Source organism: Micromonospora sp. NPDC005206, assembly GCF_040608175.1.
Taxonomy (GTDB): Bacteria; Actinomycetota; Actinomycetes; order Mycobacteriales; family Micromonosporaceae; genus Micromonospora.
In genome coordinates, this window is the sequence record NZ_JBEXHU010000010.1 from 219,722 (window position 1) to 233,009 (window position 13,288).

At 71.1% G+C, this 13,288-nt stretch carries 12 protein-coding genes; 6 read left to right on the forward strand and 6 right to left on the reverse strand.

What is annotated here, in order from left to right; all coding sequences use genetic code 11:
- Nucleotides 1-24: 24 nt before the first annotated feature.
- Complete coding sequence (locus ABZU69_RS17305; protein WP_354965396.1) at nt 25-2,379, reverse strand: M48 family metalloprotease; 2,355 nt, start codon at nt 2,377-2,379, stop codon at nt 25-27.
- Between the two features lie 139 nt (nt 2,380-2,518).
- On the opposite strand from ABZU69_RS17305, the gene ABZU69_RS17310 reads away from it, so the two are divergent.
- The gene (locus ABZU69_RS17310) at nt 2,519-2,689 is read left to right on the forward strand and encodes a hypothetical protein (protein ID WP_354965323.1); all 171 of its coding nucleotides are present in this window, start codon (nt 2,519-2,521) and stop codon (nt 2,687-2,689) included.
- Between the two features lie 46 nt (nt 2,690-2,735).
- On the opposite strand, the gene ABZU69_RS17315 is transcribed toward ABZU69_RS17310, so the two are convergent.
- Nucleotides 2,736-3,275, reverse strand: coding sequence for a hypothetical protein (locus tag ABZU69_RS17315; RefSeq protein WP_354965324.1), 540 nt, complete (start codon nt 3,273-3,275; stop codon nt 2,736-2,738).
- Between the two features lie 232 nt (nt 3,276-3,507).
- Here ABZU69_RS17315 and ABZU69_RS17320 point away from each other — a divergent pair, with 232 nt between their 5' ends.
- On the forward strand, nt 3,508-3,849 hold the full coding sequence (locus ABZU69_RS17320) for a metalloregulator ArsR/SmtB family transcription factor (RefSeq protein ID WP_354965397.1): 342 nt from the start codon (nt 3,508-3,510) through the stop codon (nt 3,847-3,849).
- 154 nt (nt 3,850-4,003) lie between these two features.
- Here the strand turns inward: ABZU69_RS17320 and ABZU69_RS17325 are convergent, their stop codons facing one another.
- Together ABZU69_RS17325 and ABZU69_RS17330 are read right to left on the reverse strand one after the other, a co-directional pair.
- Entirely contained in the window at nt 4,004-5,647 is a 1,644-nt protein-coding gene (locus ABZU69_RS17325; RefSeq protein ID WP_354965325.1) for an MDR family MFS transporter, read from the reverse strand.
- Complete coding sequence (locus ABZU69_RS17330; protein ID WP_354965326.1) at nt 5,644-6,111, reverse strand: MarR family winged helix-turn-helix transcriptional regulator; 468 nt, start codon at nt 6,109-6,111, stop codon at nt 5,644-5,646. The genes ABZU69_RS17325 and ABZU69_RS17330 overlap by 4 nt, the downstream gene beginning before the upstream one ends.
- A gap of 110 nt (nt 6,112-6,221) precedes the next feature.
- Between ABZU69_RS17330 and ABZU69_RS17335 the strand changes: the two genes are divergently transcribed.
- The 3 genes from ABZU69_RS17335 to ABZU69_RS17345 all read left to right on the forward strand — a co-directional run bounded on the left by ABZU69_RS17335 (nt 6,222) and on the right by ABZU69_RS17345 (nt 8,750).
- On the forward strand, nt 6,222-6,833 hold the full coding sequence (locus ABZU69_RS17335) for a TetR family transcriptional regulator (RefSeq protein WP_354965327.1): 612 nt from the start codon (nt 6,222-6,224) through the stop codon (nt 6,831-6,833).
- A 208-nt stretch (nt 6,834-7,041) separates the two neighbouring features.
- Nucleotides 7,042-7,992, forward strand: a complete 951-nt coding sequence (locus ABZU69_RS17340) for an alpha/beta hydrolase (protein ID WP_354965328.1) — start codon at nt 7,042-7,044, stop codon at nt 7,990-7,992.
- A 74-nt stretch (nt 7,993-8,066) separates the two neighbouring features.
- Nucleotides 8,067-8,750, forward strand: a complete 684-nt coding sequence (locus ABZU69_RS17345; protein WP_354965329.1) for an HAD-IA family hydrolase — start codon at nt 8,067-8,069, stop codon at nt 8,748-8,750.
- A gap of 116 nt (nt 8,751-8,866) precedes the next feature.
- Here the strand turns inward: ABZU69_RS17345 and ABZU69_RS17350 are convergent, their stop codons facing one another.
- Nucleotides 8,867-9,436 carry an alpha/beta fold hydrolase gene (locus ABZU69_RS17350; RefSeq protein ID WP_354965330.1) on the reverse strand — a complete coding sequence of 190 codons (570 nt, stop codon included), beginning with the start codon at nt 9,434-9,436 and terminating at the stop codon, nt 8,867-8,869.
- A 305-nt stretch (nt 9,437-9,741) separates the two neighbouring features.
- Between ABZU69_RS17350 and rph the strand changes: the two genes are divergently transcribed.
- On the forward strand, nt 9,742-12,339 hold the full coding sequence (rph, locus tag ABZU69_RS17355) for a rifamycin-inactivating phosphotransferase (RefSeq protein WP_354965331.1): 2,598 nt from the start codon (nt 9,742-9,744) through the stop codon (nt 12,337-12,339).
- A 66-nt stretch (nt 12,340-12,405) separates the two neighbouring features.
- Here rph and ABZU69_RS17360 read toward each other — a convergent pair whose 3' ends face one another.
- Entirely contained in the window at nt 12,406-13,233 is an 828-nt protein-coding gene (locus ABZU69_RS17360; protein ID WP_354965398.1) for an SAM-dependent methyltransferase, read from the reverse strand.
- Nucleotides 13,234-13,288: the final 55 nt, after the last annotated feature.

Here is a 13,288-nt window from a genome sequence, read left to right on the forward strand (position 1 = left end):
ACCGGCCGCGAGCACTCCGTGCTGTCAGGCGCTGCTTCGCACGAAGGTCTCCTCGCCCCATGATCCGTCGTCAGCGTCCAGCCGGATGATCAGCCGGTCGCTGGCGCAGCGGTACGACCCCTCCGAATCCGCCATCACCGAGCTGATGTCCAGCTCCCTGGCGCCGACCCGTACCACGTTGACGTCACCTGCCGTCACGCCGTCACGCTGCCGGTACCGACCGTCTTCGGCCGTCCACCGATACGTCTGTATGCCCCGCCGGACGTTGCGCACGGTGTGGCCGTTGAGGGAGCCCTCGGCGACGGCCAGGTCGAACAGGTCCGTAGCGGTGCCGTCCGTCCGGTAGGCGCTGGCGAAGCCGGTCTCCGGACCGCTGGTGAGGTCCACGCTGGCGTCCTGCCGCAGCCCGGCCATCGTGCCCAGCGGTGAGTCGGCGGGGACCGGCAGGTGGTAGCGACCGGAGGCAAGCCGCCACACCCCGACGAGGCAGCCATCTTGTCCGGTCGCTGCCGCCCGCCCAGGATTCCGGTGTACGGCGGCGGAGGCGCCGAGCAGCGTCAGGACGGCGGCCCCGGAGATCAGCCACCGGCGGTGTCGGGCGCGCCCGACCGCGGACAGCGCCGCCACCGCGGCGCCGAGCGCCGCCGCGACGGTCGCGAACACCGGCGCGACAAGCAGGGCGTGACTGATCGCCCGCACCACGAGGACCTGCTCGGTAGGGCGGACGCAGCCGGGCCCCGCGGCGGTGCCCAGGCAGGGCAGCGCCGCCGTGACGGCCACCAGCACCGGTAGCAGAAGCAGCCCCGCCGCGCCGGCGGCGAGTAGCACGTGCCACATCGACAGCCGCCGATTGGCCACCGCGACCGTCGCGACCGTCGCCTCGACCAGCGTGACCGGCAGCAGCGTGTGGCCGTCGACCAGACTCCGCAGCGCCGCCGGCCCGAGCCCCGGGTCCCGGGCCCCGACCGCGATGCCGACCACCACCAGAGGCAGCGCCGCCGCGCCGACGGCCCCCGCGACGATGCCGAGCCGCAACGCCCGCCGGGTCGCGTGCCGGTCGGCCAGGACCGGATGCAGCGCGGCGGCCAGTGGCAGCGCGAGCAGGTACGGGGCGTGGTCGGCCAGCATGCGCACGTACCAGCCGAGGGTGTCCACCAGGGTGAGTACCGTGACGTGTTCGGGATGACCCTCGCGTGCGGCGAGCACCCGGAGCATGCTCACCTCGGCGTCCACCGACCACGCGTCCAGAACCAGGATCGACGCCACGAACGCGGCGATGAGCACGGCCGTGGCCGTGGCGGCGCCGGCCCACGCCAGACGGGTACGGCCCGCGTCGGTCACCGGGAGCCGCCGCAGGTGCGCCCGAGCGCCGAGGGCCACCCAGCGGCCGAGCAGGACCCCACCGGCGATCCCGAGCACGGCCCACGCCAGCTCGACCCACCAGGCCGGCCGGTCGCTGGCGTACCGCGCCGACCAGGCCAGCCGGCGGCCCACGAGCAGCCCGGCGGCCAGTGCGGCGCCGAACAGACCGCCCCCGGCCGCCGTGCCGCCACCGTGCCGCGCCCACCAGGCCGACCGCCACAGCGCGCCGGTGGTGACCAGGGCCAGCGGCACGCCGAGCAGCAGCCCCACCAGGAACGCGCCACCGGTGAGCGGATCAGGACCGCCGAGGGTGCGTGGCAGTTGCGACATCAGGTCCGTCAGCGGTGGCGCGGCGATCCCGGCGGCCAGGCCGGCGCCCAACGCCTCGACAGGGCGGGCAGAGACCCGACGCACCGGTCGGTCCAGTTCGTCGGCGCGCGCCCGGGCCAGCGGCTGGAACCGGAACATGGCGGCGAGGCGGGACCAGCGTCCGTCGCGGACGGGTTTGGTCGCGAGCAACGCCCGGATGGTCGCCGCGTCGGCCCCGGTCAGCCGGGCGTCCGCGGCGAACTCCCGGGCCCGCAGCACGGACCAGGCCGAGACCTGCACCACCAGCGCGAACGCCGCCAACCGCCAGGCGTCACCAAGCAGGTGCGTGGCGGGCACGGCGCCCGCGTAGTTGACCGCGACGGGCACGAGCACGGCCAGCGGGAAGGCCCAGGCCAGCGCGATGGTCAGCCGGGTCAGGGTCACGTCCGCGTTGCGTAGGTGGGCCAGTTCGTGCAGTACGACCGCCCGGAACACGCCCGGGGCCACCCGGTGGGCGTGCACGAGTCCCAGGTCGAGCCGGACGTAGCGGACGGGGAACGCGCCGAAGGTGTTGCCGCTGACCCGTGCGGAACGCGACACCACGAACGTCGGCGCGCGGCGCAGCCCCGCCTCGCGTACCAGATCGGACAGGTCCGCCCGCAGCGCTTCCGTGCCCGGCGTCCGGTCCAGGCGGCGCAGGTCGCGCAGCCGGCGTTCGCACTACGGCGCAGCCAGGTAGATCGCGGCTGTCACCACCGCCAGCACGGCCATCCCGACGAGCATCTGACGGACCGCGTCGGCGTGCAGCGTGCCGAGACAGTTTCGCACCGCCGCCACCGACTCCTCGTTGACCGTGCCGGCCCGCACGTCGATCGGCGGCCGGCAGCCCGCGCAGTCCGTCGATGCACTCGGCCCGCTGGCGGGTGAGCGCCGCGTCGATGAGCACCGTCTGCCAACCGAACACGCTCGTACCGACGACCGCGGTCACCACGGCGACGAACCGGCCGAGGGCCGGTGACGGCAGCGGAGGGGGCACCCCGGCCAGGGCGGGGCCGGCTGTCGTGTCACTCACCGTCGATGTTCCCGCCGTCCACCCCGAACCGGGCGACGAACGCCTCGCGCACCGCGTCGCGCAGCACCGCGACCTGGTCCTCGGTGAGCGCCCAGCGCGGGTCGCGCGCTGCGGCCGTGACCGCCTCCTCGATACGCAGCACCTGACCGGGGCGCAGCCGCACCGTCCGCGGCGGCGCCTCGCCCGGGCGGCTGGCACGCCACCGCCGGCCGAGCCGGCGCAACCCTCCGCGCACCGCGTCCGTGGCCTGCGCCTGCACCGCGTCGCGCAACCCGGCGAGCGCGACGCCGGTCAGCACCATCACGTACGGCAGCAGCGGCTCAACGACCTCCGGGAAGCCCCCGCCGCCGGCCTCGCCGCCCCCCACCCGCAGAAGATCGCGCGGGTCGTCCCGCCACCGCGACGGCCGACGCTGGTACGCCGGTTGCAGAAACACCAGCAGCGGCTCCTCCTGCGGAGCCACCGCCCGGATGGCCAGGCGGACGAGATCCTCCTCGACGCCGCCGCCGGCGGCCTGCCTGGTCGGGCTCATTGCGATCGTGTCTCCTGGCAGGTGGGTCGGGGCGCGGTGCGACGATCACGTTAGGGCCGGGCGCCCGATCAGCGCGATCAGCAATCAGACAGTCACGGTTGGTGAGATGGATGGTTTACCGCCCTCGGACCTCTGGTCAGTTCGGGTAGCCATCGGGGTTTTCGTCCCGATTCATCGACCTGTCGATGGTGTTGATGAAACGATGGGACGCGTGGGAGCTGCGAAAACTGCGATGCCTGCTATCTCGCCACTGGCTGGCGAGCCGATCAAGCGTGCCGATGCCGAGCGGCTCGCGGGGGTGCTGAAGGCATTCGCCGATCCAGCCCGGCTGCGACTGCTCAGTCTGATCCAGTCCGCGCCGGAGGGCGAGGCGTCCGTGAGTGACCTCACCGCGCCGCTGGGGCTCTCCCAGCCGACCGTGAGTCATCACCTCAGGATCCTCACCGAGGCCGGCCTGCTCGAGCGCGAGAAGCGCGGCGTCTGGGCGTACTACCGCCTGGTGCCGTCCGCGATCGCGACGATCGCGGAACTGCTGACGCCCCCTCGCAAGCGGGCGACGAAGAAGACCCGCTGAGCGGCACTGTCGGAGGCCACGCCGTCGTCGAGAGTCGGCGGTGTCGCGGCTCGCCGGTCAGCTCGGTGTTCGTCTGCCCGTCCGGTACGACCAGATGGCGGCGGGGCCGCCGCCGTCCTTGGACGGCAGCGGCCCCGGGTGGTACGGCCCGACGTCAGCGCCGGTCGGTCGTTCCGTTCCGTGCGGCGTCGACGGACACCTGGTCGAAGGCCGGTGCGCCGTCGACCGCGTCGGCGGCGACGGCCGCCGACGTGGCGCTGTCCGGCAGGTCCAGGCTGGTCCGCAGGGTGACCGGCTTGAGCAGGAGCGCGGCGATGACGCCGACCACCGCGATGGCGGCGGAGATGAGGAAGATGTGTCCTGTGGCGTCGCCGTACGCGGCCCGGACGATGTGCTGGATCCCCTCGGGCAGAGCGGTGATGTTGAGATTGCTGCTGCCACCGGCGCTGTCGGAGGCGGGGATCCCGGCGGCGGTGAGGTCGCGGGTGATCTGGTCGGTGACCCGGTGGGCGAGGACGGCGCCGAGCACCGAGACGCCGATGGTGCCGCCGAGCGACCGGAAGAAGGCGACGCTGGAGCTCGCCGCGCCGATGTCCTTGAGGGAAACCGTGTTCTGGACGGCGAGAACCAGGTTCTGCATGGTCATGCCGACGCCGGTGCCGACGATGAACATGGCGGCGCCGACCAGGACGAGCGACGTCTCGTGGTCGATGGTGCCGAGCAGCGCGAACCCGGCGACCAGAATGATCGAACCGGCGACGATGTACGGCTTGATCCTCCCGGTCTTGGTGATCAACCGGCCGGCGATGATCGAGGAGCCTAGGACCCCCGCCATCATCGGGATGGTGAGCAGGCCTGCCTCGGTCGGGCTGTAGCCGCGGCCGATCTGGAAGTACTGGCCGAGGAAGACGGCGCCGCCGAACATGGCCATGCCGACCGCGAGGCTGCCGAGGATGGCCAGCGCGGTGGTGTGCTGGCGCACGATACTGAGCGGGACGACCGGCTCGGCCGCCCGCGACTCGACCCAGACCGCCAGGGCGAGCAGGATGAGCGCGCCGCCGACCATGGCCACGGTCTGCCAGGAGAACCAGGCGAACGAACCGTCGACGAAGGAGATCCAGATCAGCAGCACGCTGACGCCGGCGGCGATCAGGCTGGCACCCAGATAGTCAATCTTGACGTTTTCCCGCCGCAGGGTGGGCAGGTGCAGGGTGGCCTGGAGCAGGATCAGCGCGATGATGGCGACGGGCACGCCGACGAAGAAGCACCAGCGCCAGCCGAGCCAGGACGTGTCGACGATGAGGCCGCCGAGCAGTGGGCCGCCGACCGTCGCGACCGCCATGACGCCGCCGAGGTAGCCGTTGTAGCGCCCCCGCTCGCGCGGCGGGATCATGGCGGCGATCGCCACCTGGACGAGGGCCTGCAGACCGCCAACCCCGATGCCCTGGAACGCGCGGGCGGCGATGAGCTGGCCGGCGCTCTGCGAGAAGCCCGCAACGACGGAGCCGAGCAGGAAGACCACGATGGCGACCTGGATGAGGATCTTCTTGTTGAACAGGTCGGCCAGCTTGCCCCAGATCGGGGTGGTCGCGGTCGCGGTGAGCAGGGTCGCGGTGACCACCCAGGTGTACTGGTTCTGCGAGCCGTTCAGCGCTCCGATGATCTTCGGTAGAGCGGTCGAGACGACGGTGCTGCTCAACATCGCGACGAACAGCACCAACAGCAGGCCGCTGAGCGCCTCGAGCGTCCGCCGATGGGTCATCGGCTCAGCGCCGGTCATGGTGGTGGGTGCGCTCATCGCGCGGCCTCCAGCTTGTCGTGGTTTGCGAGTGCGACCTCGATGTCGCGGGTGAACCGGTCGAGTGCGGCGCTCAGCGCCTCCACCTCGCCGGGAGTCCAGTCGGCGAGTGCCCGCTCGAGCAGCTCGCCGTACCAGCTGTGGGTGTCGGCCAGGGCGATCCGGCCGGCGGGGGTGATCGCCAGGAGGCTCGCCCGCTTGTCGGTCGGATCGGGCCGCCGTTCGATCAGGTCGTGCGCGACGAGCGCGGCGACGGAGCGGCTGACCGTCGACGGGTCGAGCCGGGTGCGCTGAGCCAGTTCATGGGCGTGGCAGCCGCTGGACAGCTGGTCGATATGCCGGAGAATCCCGACCAGGCCCAGTGGAACGGCCGGCCGCTCGTCAGCCCGACGCTGTCTCAGCAACCGGACAGTCCGCACCAGGCCGTGCAGTCGAAGGCCGAACTCACGAACGGCGTTGTCCACGTCTGCTCCCACCCCCGGTTGTTGGTTGCCCCAAGCAAGCATCTACCGATCTTGCACAACAGGCAAGTTTGCCCATTGAGAAGCGCGTCACCCCACGTACGCTGAGGGCGATGGACGAGACCACCGGGCTACGGGAGCGCAAGAAGGCGGCCACCCGCCTCGCCCTGCACGAGGCCGCCCTGCGCCTCGCCGCCGAACAGGGGCCCGACGCCGTGACAGTCGAAGCGATCGCCGACGCGGCGAACGTCTCCCGGCGGACGTTCTCCAACTACTTCTCCAACAAGGAAGAGGCCCTCTTCCACGGCGACACCACGCGCCTGCACAGGCTGTTGCAGCTGATCCGCGAGCGGCCCGCCAGCGAGCCGCCGTGGACAGCACTGAGCCGGGCGGCCGAACGCTTCGCCGAGGAGGCGTTCGGCGATCGCGACCACGCCTGGCTGACCCGACGCCGGCAGCTGCGCGGGCACCCTGGCCTGGCCGCACAGCAGGTCGCGGCGTACACCGCGATCGAGCGCGAGCTGGCCGGCGACCTCGCACACCGGCTCACCGGCGCCGACGTGGCACTGCGTTCCCGCCTCCTGGCCGCGACCTTCCTGGCCATCCTGCGCGTCGCCGTCCAGCACTGGATCAACCACCCGGGCGGCCAACTGCAGCGGACCATCCGGACCGCGCTCGCCGAAGCCACTCCCCCGACAGGTCACCGGACGCTCACGGGCGACTAGGGCGCGTTTCAGACGAGCGCCCGACCGGCGGCATGCCCGGAGGGGTCCTGGGGATCCGGGTACGCCACCGAGGCGGCCACGGCGGCCCTGCGGTTCGGCTTCGTCGACCGCGGCCTGCCGCCGCCGCGTCAGCTCCCGGCTCTCGTGCGGGCCGGGAGCTGACGCCTTCGTCGGCGGCGATCGTCCGATTAGTGGCATTCTTTCCCGCATGGCCGAACGGATCGATCTGCCGCTTGCCGATGCCGAACTGGCCGCCTTCATCGAGGCCGGTCGGCGGAACCCCGGCCCTCCTGCCAGAGCTGTGGGAGCGGCGGAGCTACGGCGCGCGCAACGGCTCCGTGTCGAAGCCCGACCCCCAGGCCCGGAGATCGCCTGGGTTGAGGACCTGACGGTCGGTGCGACGGATGTGCGAACCCGCCTCTACCGGCCATCGGCGGCGACTCGGCCGCTGGTGGTGTTCCTCCACGGCGGGATGTGGACGATCGGCGATCTTGAGTCGCACGACCGGGCGTGCCGCCGTCTGGCGGTCAAGACCGGGACGGCGGTACTGAGCGTGGACTTCCGTCGAGCGCCGGAGCACCCGTGGCCGGCGGCCGTCGATGACTGCGTTGATGTGCTCCGATGGGCCTCGACCAGCGGGGGTTCGAGCGCTGGCATCGGTGGCCCGACAGTCGTCATGGGCGACAGCTCGGGCGGGAACCTCGCCGCGCTCACCTGCCTGCGCCTGCGCGATGAAGGCGGACCACTGCCCGCCGCCCAGATCCTGCTGTATCCCAACACCGATCTGACGCTCTCCTATCCGAGTGTGCGGACGTACGCCACGGGTTGGGGCCTGAACGCCGACGACGTCGCGTGGGGGGCTGAGCAGTGGGTCCCGGACCCCTCTCAGCGCGCCGACCCCGACGTCAGTCCGGTGTTCACCGCCGACCTTCGTGGGCTACCGCCCGCCGTTGTCGTCACCACGGAGCACGATCCGCTTCGAGATGAGGGCGACGCCTACGCGGCTCGGCTGGCGGCCGCCGGCGTTCCGGTCACCCATCGCTGCGAGCCGGCGATGGTGCACGCATTCCTCACCCTCGATACCGTCTCACCCGCCGCGGCGGCGGCCGGAGACCGGGTCTTCGCCGACGTCGCCGATCTGGTCGACCGCCTCCGGTGATGTCGCATCCGGCGGGCCTTGAGACGCTCCACCGAGATGTCGGCGCCTGCGTCGCGGCCGGGATACTGGCCGCTGTGACGATCAAGGCGCTGATCCTCGACTTCGACGGCCTCCTGATGGATACGGAGACCACGCTGCTGGAAAGTTGGCGGTGTGAGTGGCGTCGGCACGGTTTGCAGCTCGACCCGGCAGGCTTCTTCGCCGATCATGGTGGCGACGCGAACGAGACGCGTTACGCCGCGCTCGAAGCGGCGGTCGGGCTGACCTACGACCGCGCGTCCAGCCACGCGCTGCGGATGGCGCACCGCGCAGAACTGAACTCGGCGCTGGAGCCGGCGCCCGGCATCGTCGGATGGCTGGACCGGGCCGCAGAGCTGGGGCTGCGGCTCGCCGTGGCGAGCAGTTCCCCGATCACTCATGTGGGCCCCATGCTGGAAAACGCGGGGCTGCTGGCGCGGTTCGAGGTGGTGGCAACCGGCGAGGAGGTGCCGGCGCACAAGCCGGACCCAGCCGTCTATCTGCTGGCGCTGGATCGGCTCGGGCTGCCCGCGGATGAGGCGGTCGCCTTCGAGGACACCGCGCACGGCGTGGCCGCGGCACATGCCGCTGGGCTTCGCTGTGTCGCGGTGCCGAACCCACACGCGGACCACGCCCGCTTCACGGCCGCGGACCTCCTGCTGCACAGCGCCGCGGACCTGTCCCTGGACGCGCTCCTGGCCAGACTCGCGCGGTGCGCGAGCCGTCCCCCAACAGCGTGAGTCGGCCCACACCAGGGGAATTCGCAGATGCCTCGCTGGTCGCGGTCGCACCGCTTCCGCCAGGACCGCGGCCGTTCATTGGCCGTTGTTCAGCCTGATCACCTTCGCCACCTCGCTCAGATCGTTGTCCAGCTGGTGATCGCGTCGGGGCAGCCGATGCAGCTGCGCCTGCGGGATGACGCGCGCGTACAGGTCGGCATGCGACGGTGGGGCAGTGTCGTCCTGGAGCCCATGGAACACATGTACCGGCACGCCTTGCGGCAGCCTCGCGCCGAGGTTGTGCGGCAGCTCGAACTCGTCGCCGGGCAGCCGCCCGCGCCGACGAACGGAGCGGCGATCAGCACGATCGCCCTGAGCTTCCGCTCCGGTGGCCGCTCGGCGAGCGCGTTGATGAGGATCGTCCCGCCCACCGAATGGCCCGCGACGACCGCCCCGCCGTCCAAGGCCGCGATCTCCCGCCGGATGGCCGCGCTCCAGGTGGCGTAGCTCGGGTCGTCCTCGTCGGGCATGCGCGGGTAGCGGACCTCGTACCCGTCCCCGAGCTCCCGCCTCAGGCTGTCGACCAGCTCGTTGTCCCATTCGTCGTGCGTGCCGGCGCCGCCGCCCTGGATGAACAAGATCTGCCCGGTCCCCGCCATGACGATCGTCTCCCACACATCCTGCTGTCCGTGCTCGGCGTTGACCACTACTGAGGGTCGACGCGTGCGGCATCCGAGATGGTTCAGCGGCCGGAGTGGGGCATCGCCTGCGGGCAGACCAGCGACCGGCCTCGCGGAGGTGGAGAACTCGCCGCGCCACCGCTTGCCGGGAACGGCATCATCCCACAGCGGCAAGTGGTCCCACTTGAACGTATATCGCACCGCGGGGCTTGCCGCAAGACCCCGGTCCTGCCGCAGAATCGTCGGCCGGAGCCGAGAACGGACGAGGAAATGGGGCACGACGTGGGTCTGACGTTGTCGATGCGGAGGACGGCTGCCTCGGAGGTATCACGATGATCGAGCAGTACGTATTGGGCTTCCAGGAGGTCGACGAGACGCAGGTCGCGATCGTCGGCGGCAAGGGCGCGCACCTGGGAGCGTTGTCGCGGATCGACGGCATCCGCGTACCGGACGGCTTCTGCGTGACGACGGACGCCTTCCGGCGGATCATGGCCGAGGCGCCGTCGATCGACGATCGGCTCGACCGGTTGTCGCGTCTGGACCCGGACGACCGGGCGGCGGTCCGCGAGCTCAGCGCGGAGATCCGCCGGGCCATCGAGGGGGTCGTCCTCCCCGATGATGTGGCGGGGGCGATCACCCGGGCTCTCACTCAGCTCGGTGAGCGAGCTGCCTACGCCGTCCGGTCCAGCGCGACGGCCGAGGACCTGCCGACGGCCTCCTTCGCCGGCCAGCAGGACACGTACCTGAACGTCATGGGGCTGGCGGCGATCCTTCAGCAGGTCAGCCGGTGCTGGGCCTCGCTCTTCACCGAGCGGGCCGTGACCTACCGTCAGCGCAACGGCATCGACCACCGCGGCGTCCACATGGCCGTTGTCGTGCAGAGAATGGCCTTCCCGCAGGCGGCCGGCGTCCTGTTCACGGCCGACCCCGTCACGTCCAACCGGAAGGTCGCCTCCGTGGAGGCCAGCTTCGGCCTCGGCGAGGCACTGGTCTCCGGGCTGGTGAACGCGGACGCCTACCAGGTGCGGGACGGGAAGATCATCGACAGGGCGATCGCCACCAAGCGGCTGGCCATCCACGCCCTGCCGACCGGCGGGACGACGGAGCAGGCGATCGACCCGCAGCGGCAGGAGCAGGCGGCGCTGACGGACGCACAGGTCGTGCGGCTCGTGCAGCTCGGGCGACGGATCGAGGCACACTTCGGCCACCCCCAGGACATCGAGTGGTGCCTGGTCGACGATGACTTCCAGATCGTCCAGAGCCGGCCGATCACCACGCTGTTCCCCGTCCCGGAGACCGGCGACGGAGAGAACCACGTCTACCTCTCCGTTGGTCATCAGCAGATGATGACCGACCCCATGAAGCCACTGGGTGTCTCCATGTGGCAGCTGACGGCCATGGCGCCGATGCAGGAGGTCGGCGGGAGGCTGTTCGTCGACGTCACCCGGCGCCTGGCCTCGCCCGCGAGCCGCGCCGGTTTCCTGGAGATGGCGGGCAGGGACGATCCGCTGACCAGGGACGCGCTGGAGACCGTCCTCGACCGCCACGACTTCGTCCCGGCGCTCCCGGACACCGGCCCCGGCGGGCCGCCGGTCGGCGGCGCGCCCGCGCCGATCGAGACCGACCCGGCCATCGTCACCGAGCTGATCGAATGCAGCCAGGTGTCCATCGCCGCCCTGCGGAGCAACATCCGGGCGAAGACCGGACCGGCGCTGTTCGACTTCCTGTTGGAGGCCCTCGACGAGCAGAAGCGGGTCCTCAGTGATCCATTGAGCATGCAGGCGATCATGGCCGGACTGCAGGCCACCTGGTGGCTCAACGACCGGCTGTGGGAATGGCTGGGCGAGAGGAACGCGGCCGACACCCTGACCCTGTCCGCCCCCGGCAACGTCACGTCGGAGATGGGGCTGGCGCTGCTCGACGTCGCGGACGTGATCCGCCCACATCTGGAGGTGGTGGCGTTCCTGCAGGGTGTCGAGGACGAAGGCTTCCTGGACGAGCTGCCGAAGCTCGCGGGCGGGACCGAAGCGCGCGACGCCATCGAGGCCTACCTTGAGCGGTACGGCATGCGCTGCGTCGGCGAGATCGACATCACGAGGCCGCGTTGGCGCGAACGTCCCAGCACGCTCGTGCCCGTCCTCCTGGACAACGTCCGGAACTTCGAGCCGGGCGCCGCCAGGCGACGCTTCGAGCAGGGACGCCAGGAGGCGGAGAAGAAGACGCAGGAGGTGCTCGAACGTCTCCGGGCACTGCCGGACGGAGAGCGCAAGGCCGACGAGACCAAGCGGATGATCGACCGGGTCCGGACCTTCATCGGCTACCGGGAGTACCCGAAGTACGCCATCATCAGCCGCTACCTCGTCTACAAGCAGGCCCTGCTGGAAGAGGCCGAGCGCCTCGTGCGGGCCAACGTGCTCCGTGCGAGGGAGGACCTCTTCTACCTCACGTTCCAGGAACTTCACGACGTCGTACGCACGAACCAGGCGGATGATCAGCTCATCAACCGGCGGAAGGAGGCGTTCAGGTCGTACCAGACGCTCACGACGCCCCGGGTGCTCACGTCCGAGGGTGAGGGAATCAGCGGGGCGTACCGGCGCGAGGACGTGCCGGCCGGCGCGCTGGTGGGCCTCCCGGTCTCCGGCGGGATCGTCGAGGGGCGGGCTCGCGTCATCCTGGACCTGGCCGAGGCCGCTCTCGAACCAGGCGACATCCTGGTCACCGCCTACACCGACCCGAGCTGGTCGCCCCTGTTCGTCGCGATCGAGGGTTTGGTGACGGAGGTGGGCGGTCTCATGACCCACGGGGCGGTGATCGCCCGCGAGTACGGCCTGCCCGCCGTCGTCGGTGTGGCGAATGCGACCAGGCTGATCCGGGACGGGCAGCGGATCCGCGTGCACGGCACCGACGGGTACGTCGAGATCCTGCCGTGACTGACCACAGACCAAGGAGATCCCACCAGCCCTGGTCGAGGTGACCGGCGGGAAGCTTCTACTCGTTCAGCGCTTGCGGCCTACCCCGCCGAAGGCGTCGATGTCGGCGGGTGTGTCGACCGCGTCGTCGGGTCGCCACTTCGGGCACGGCACGACGCCCGGCTCCACCAGGTCCAGGCCCTCGAAGAACCCGGCGATCTGGTCGGGCGAGCGCAGCGTGTACGGCGTCGCCCCGGTGTCGTTGTAGTCGTCCTGCGCCTGCTGCATCTCGGGGCTGATCAGGCTGGTGCCGTCGTTGAGTGAGAGGTAACTGCCGGCCGGCAGGGCCGCCAGCAGGTGCCGCGTGACCGACCGGGCCGTTTCGTAGTCGGGCACGTGGCCCATGACGCCGCTGAGGATGAGGCCGATCGGCTGCTGGAAGTCGAGCGTCTTGCCGGCCTCGGCGATGACCGCGGCGGGATCGCGCAGGTCGGCGTCGATGTAGGCGGTCCTGCCCTCGGCCGTGCTGACCAGCAGCGCGCGGGCGTGCACCAGCACCAGCGGGTCGCTGTCGACGTAGACGATCCGCGCGTCCGGCACGATCCGCTGGGCCACCTCATGGGTGTTGTTGGCCGTCGGCAGCCCCGTGCCGACGTCGAGGAACTGGCGGATGCCCGCCTCACCGGCGAGGAACGCGATCGAGCGAACCAGGAACTGTCGGGAGGCACGGGCAACATCAACGACGCCGGGAAAGACCTGCCGGTACTGGTCGCCAGCCGCGCGGTCGACCTCGAAGTTGTCCTTGCCGCCAAGCCAGTAGTTCCAGATCCGCGCCGAATGCGGCACCGACGTGTCGATCCTCTGCTGCACGTCGACCTCGCCAACCTCGGGCCGGTCGGTCGCCTGCGAGTCCATGGTCACGACGAACCCCTCATCTCGACTGCGTACGCGAATCGGCTCTATCGGGGAA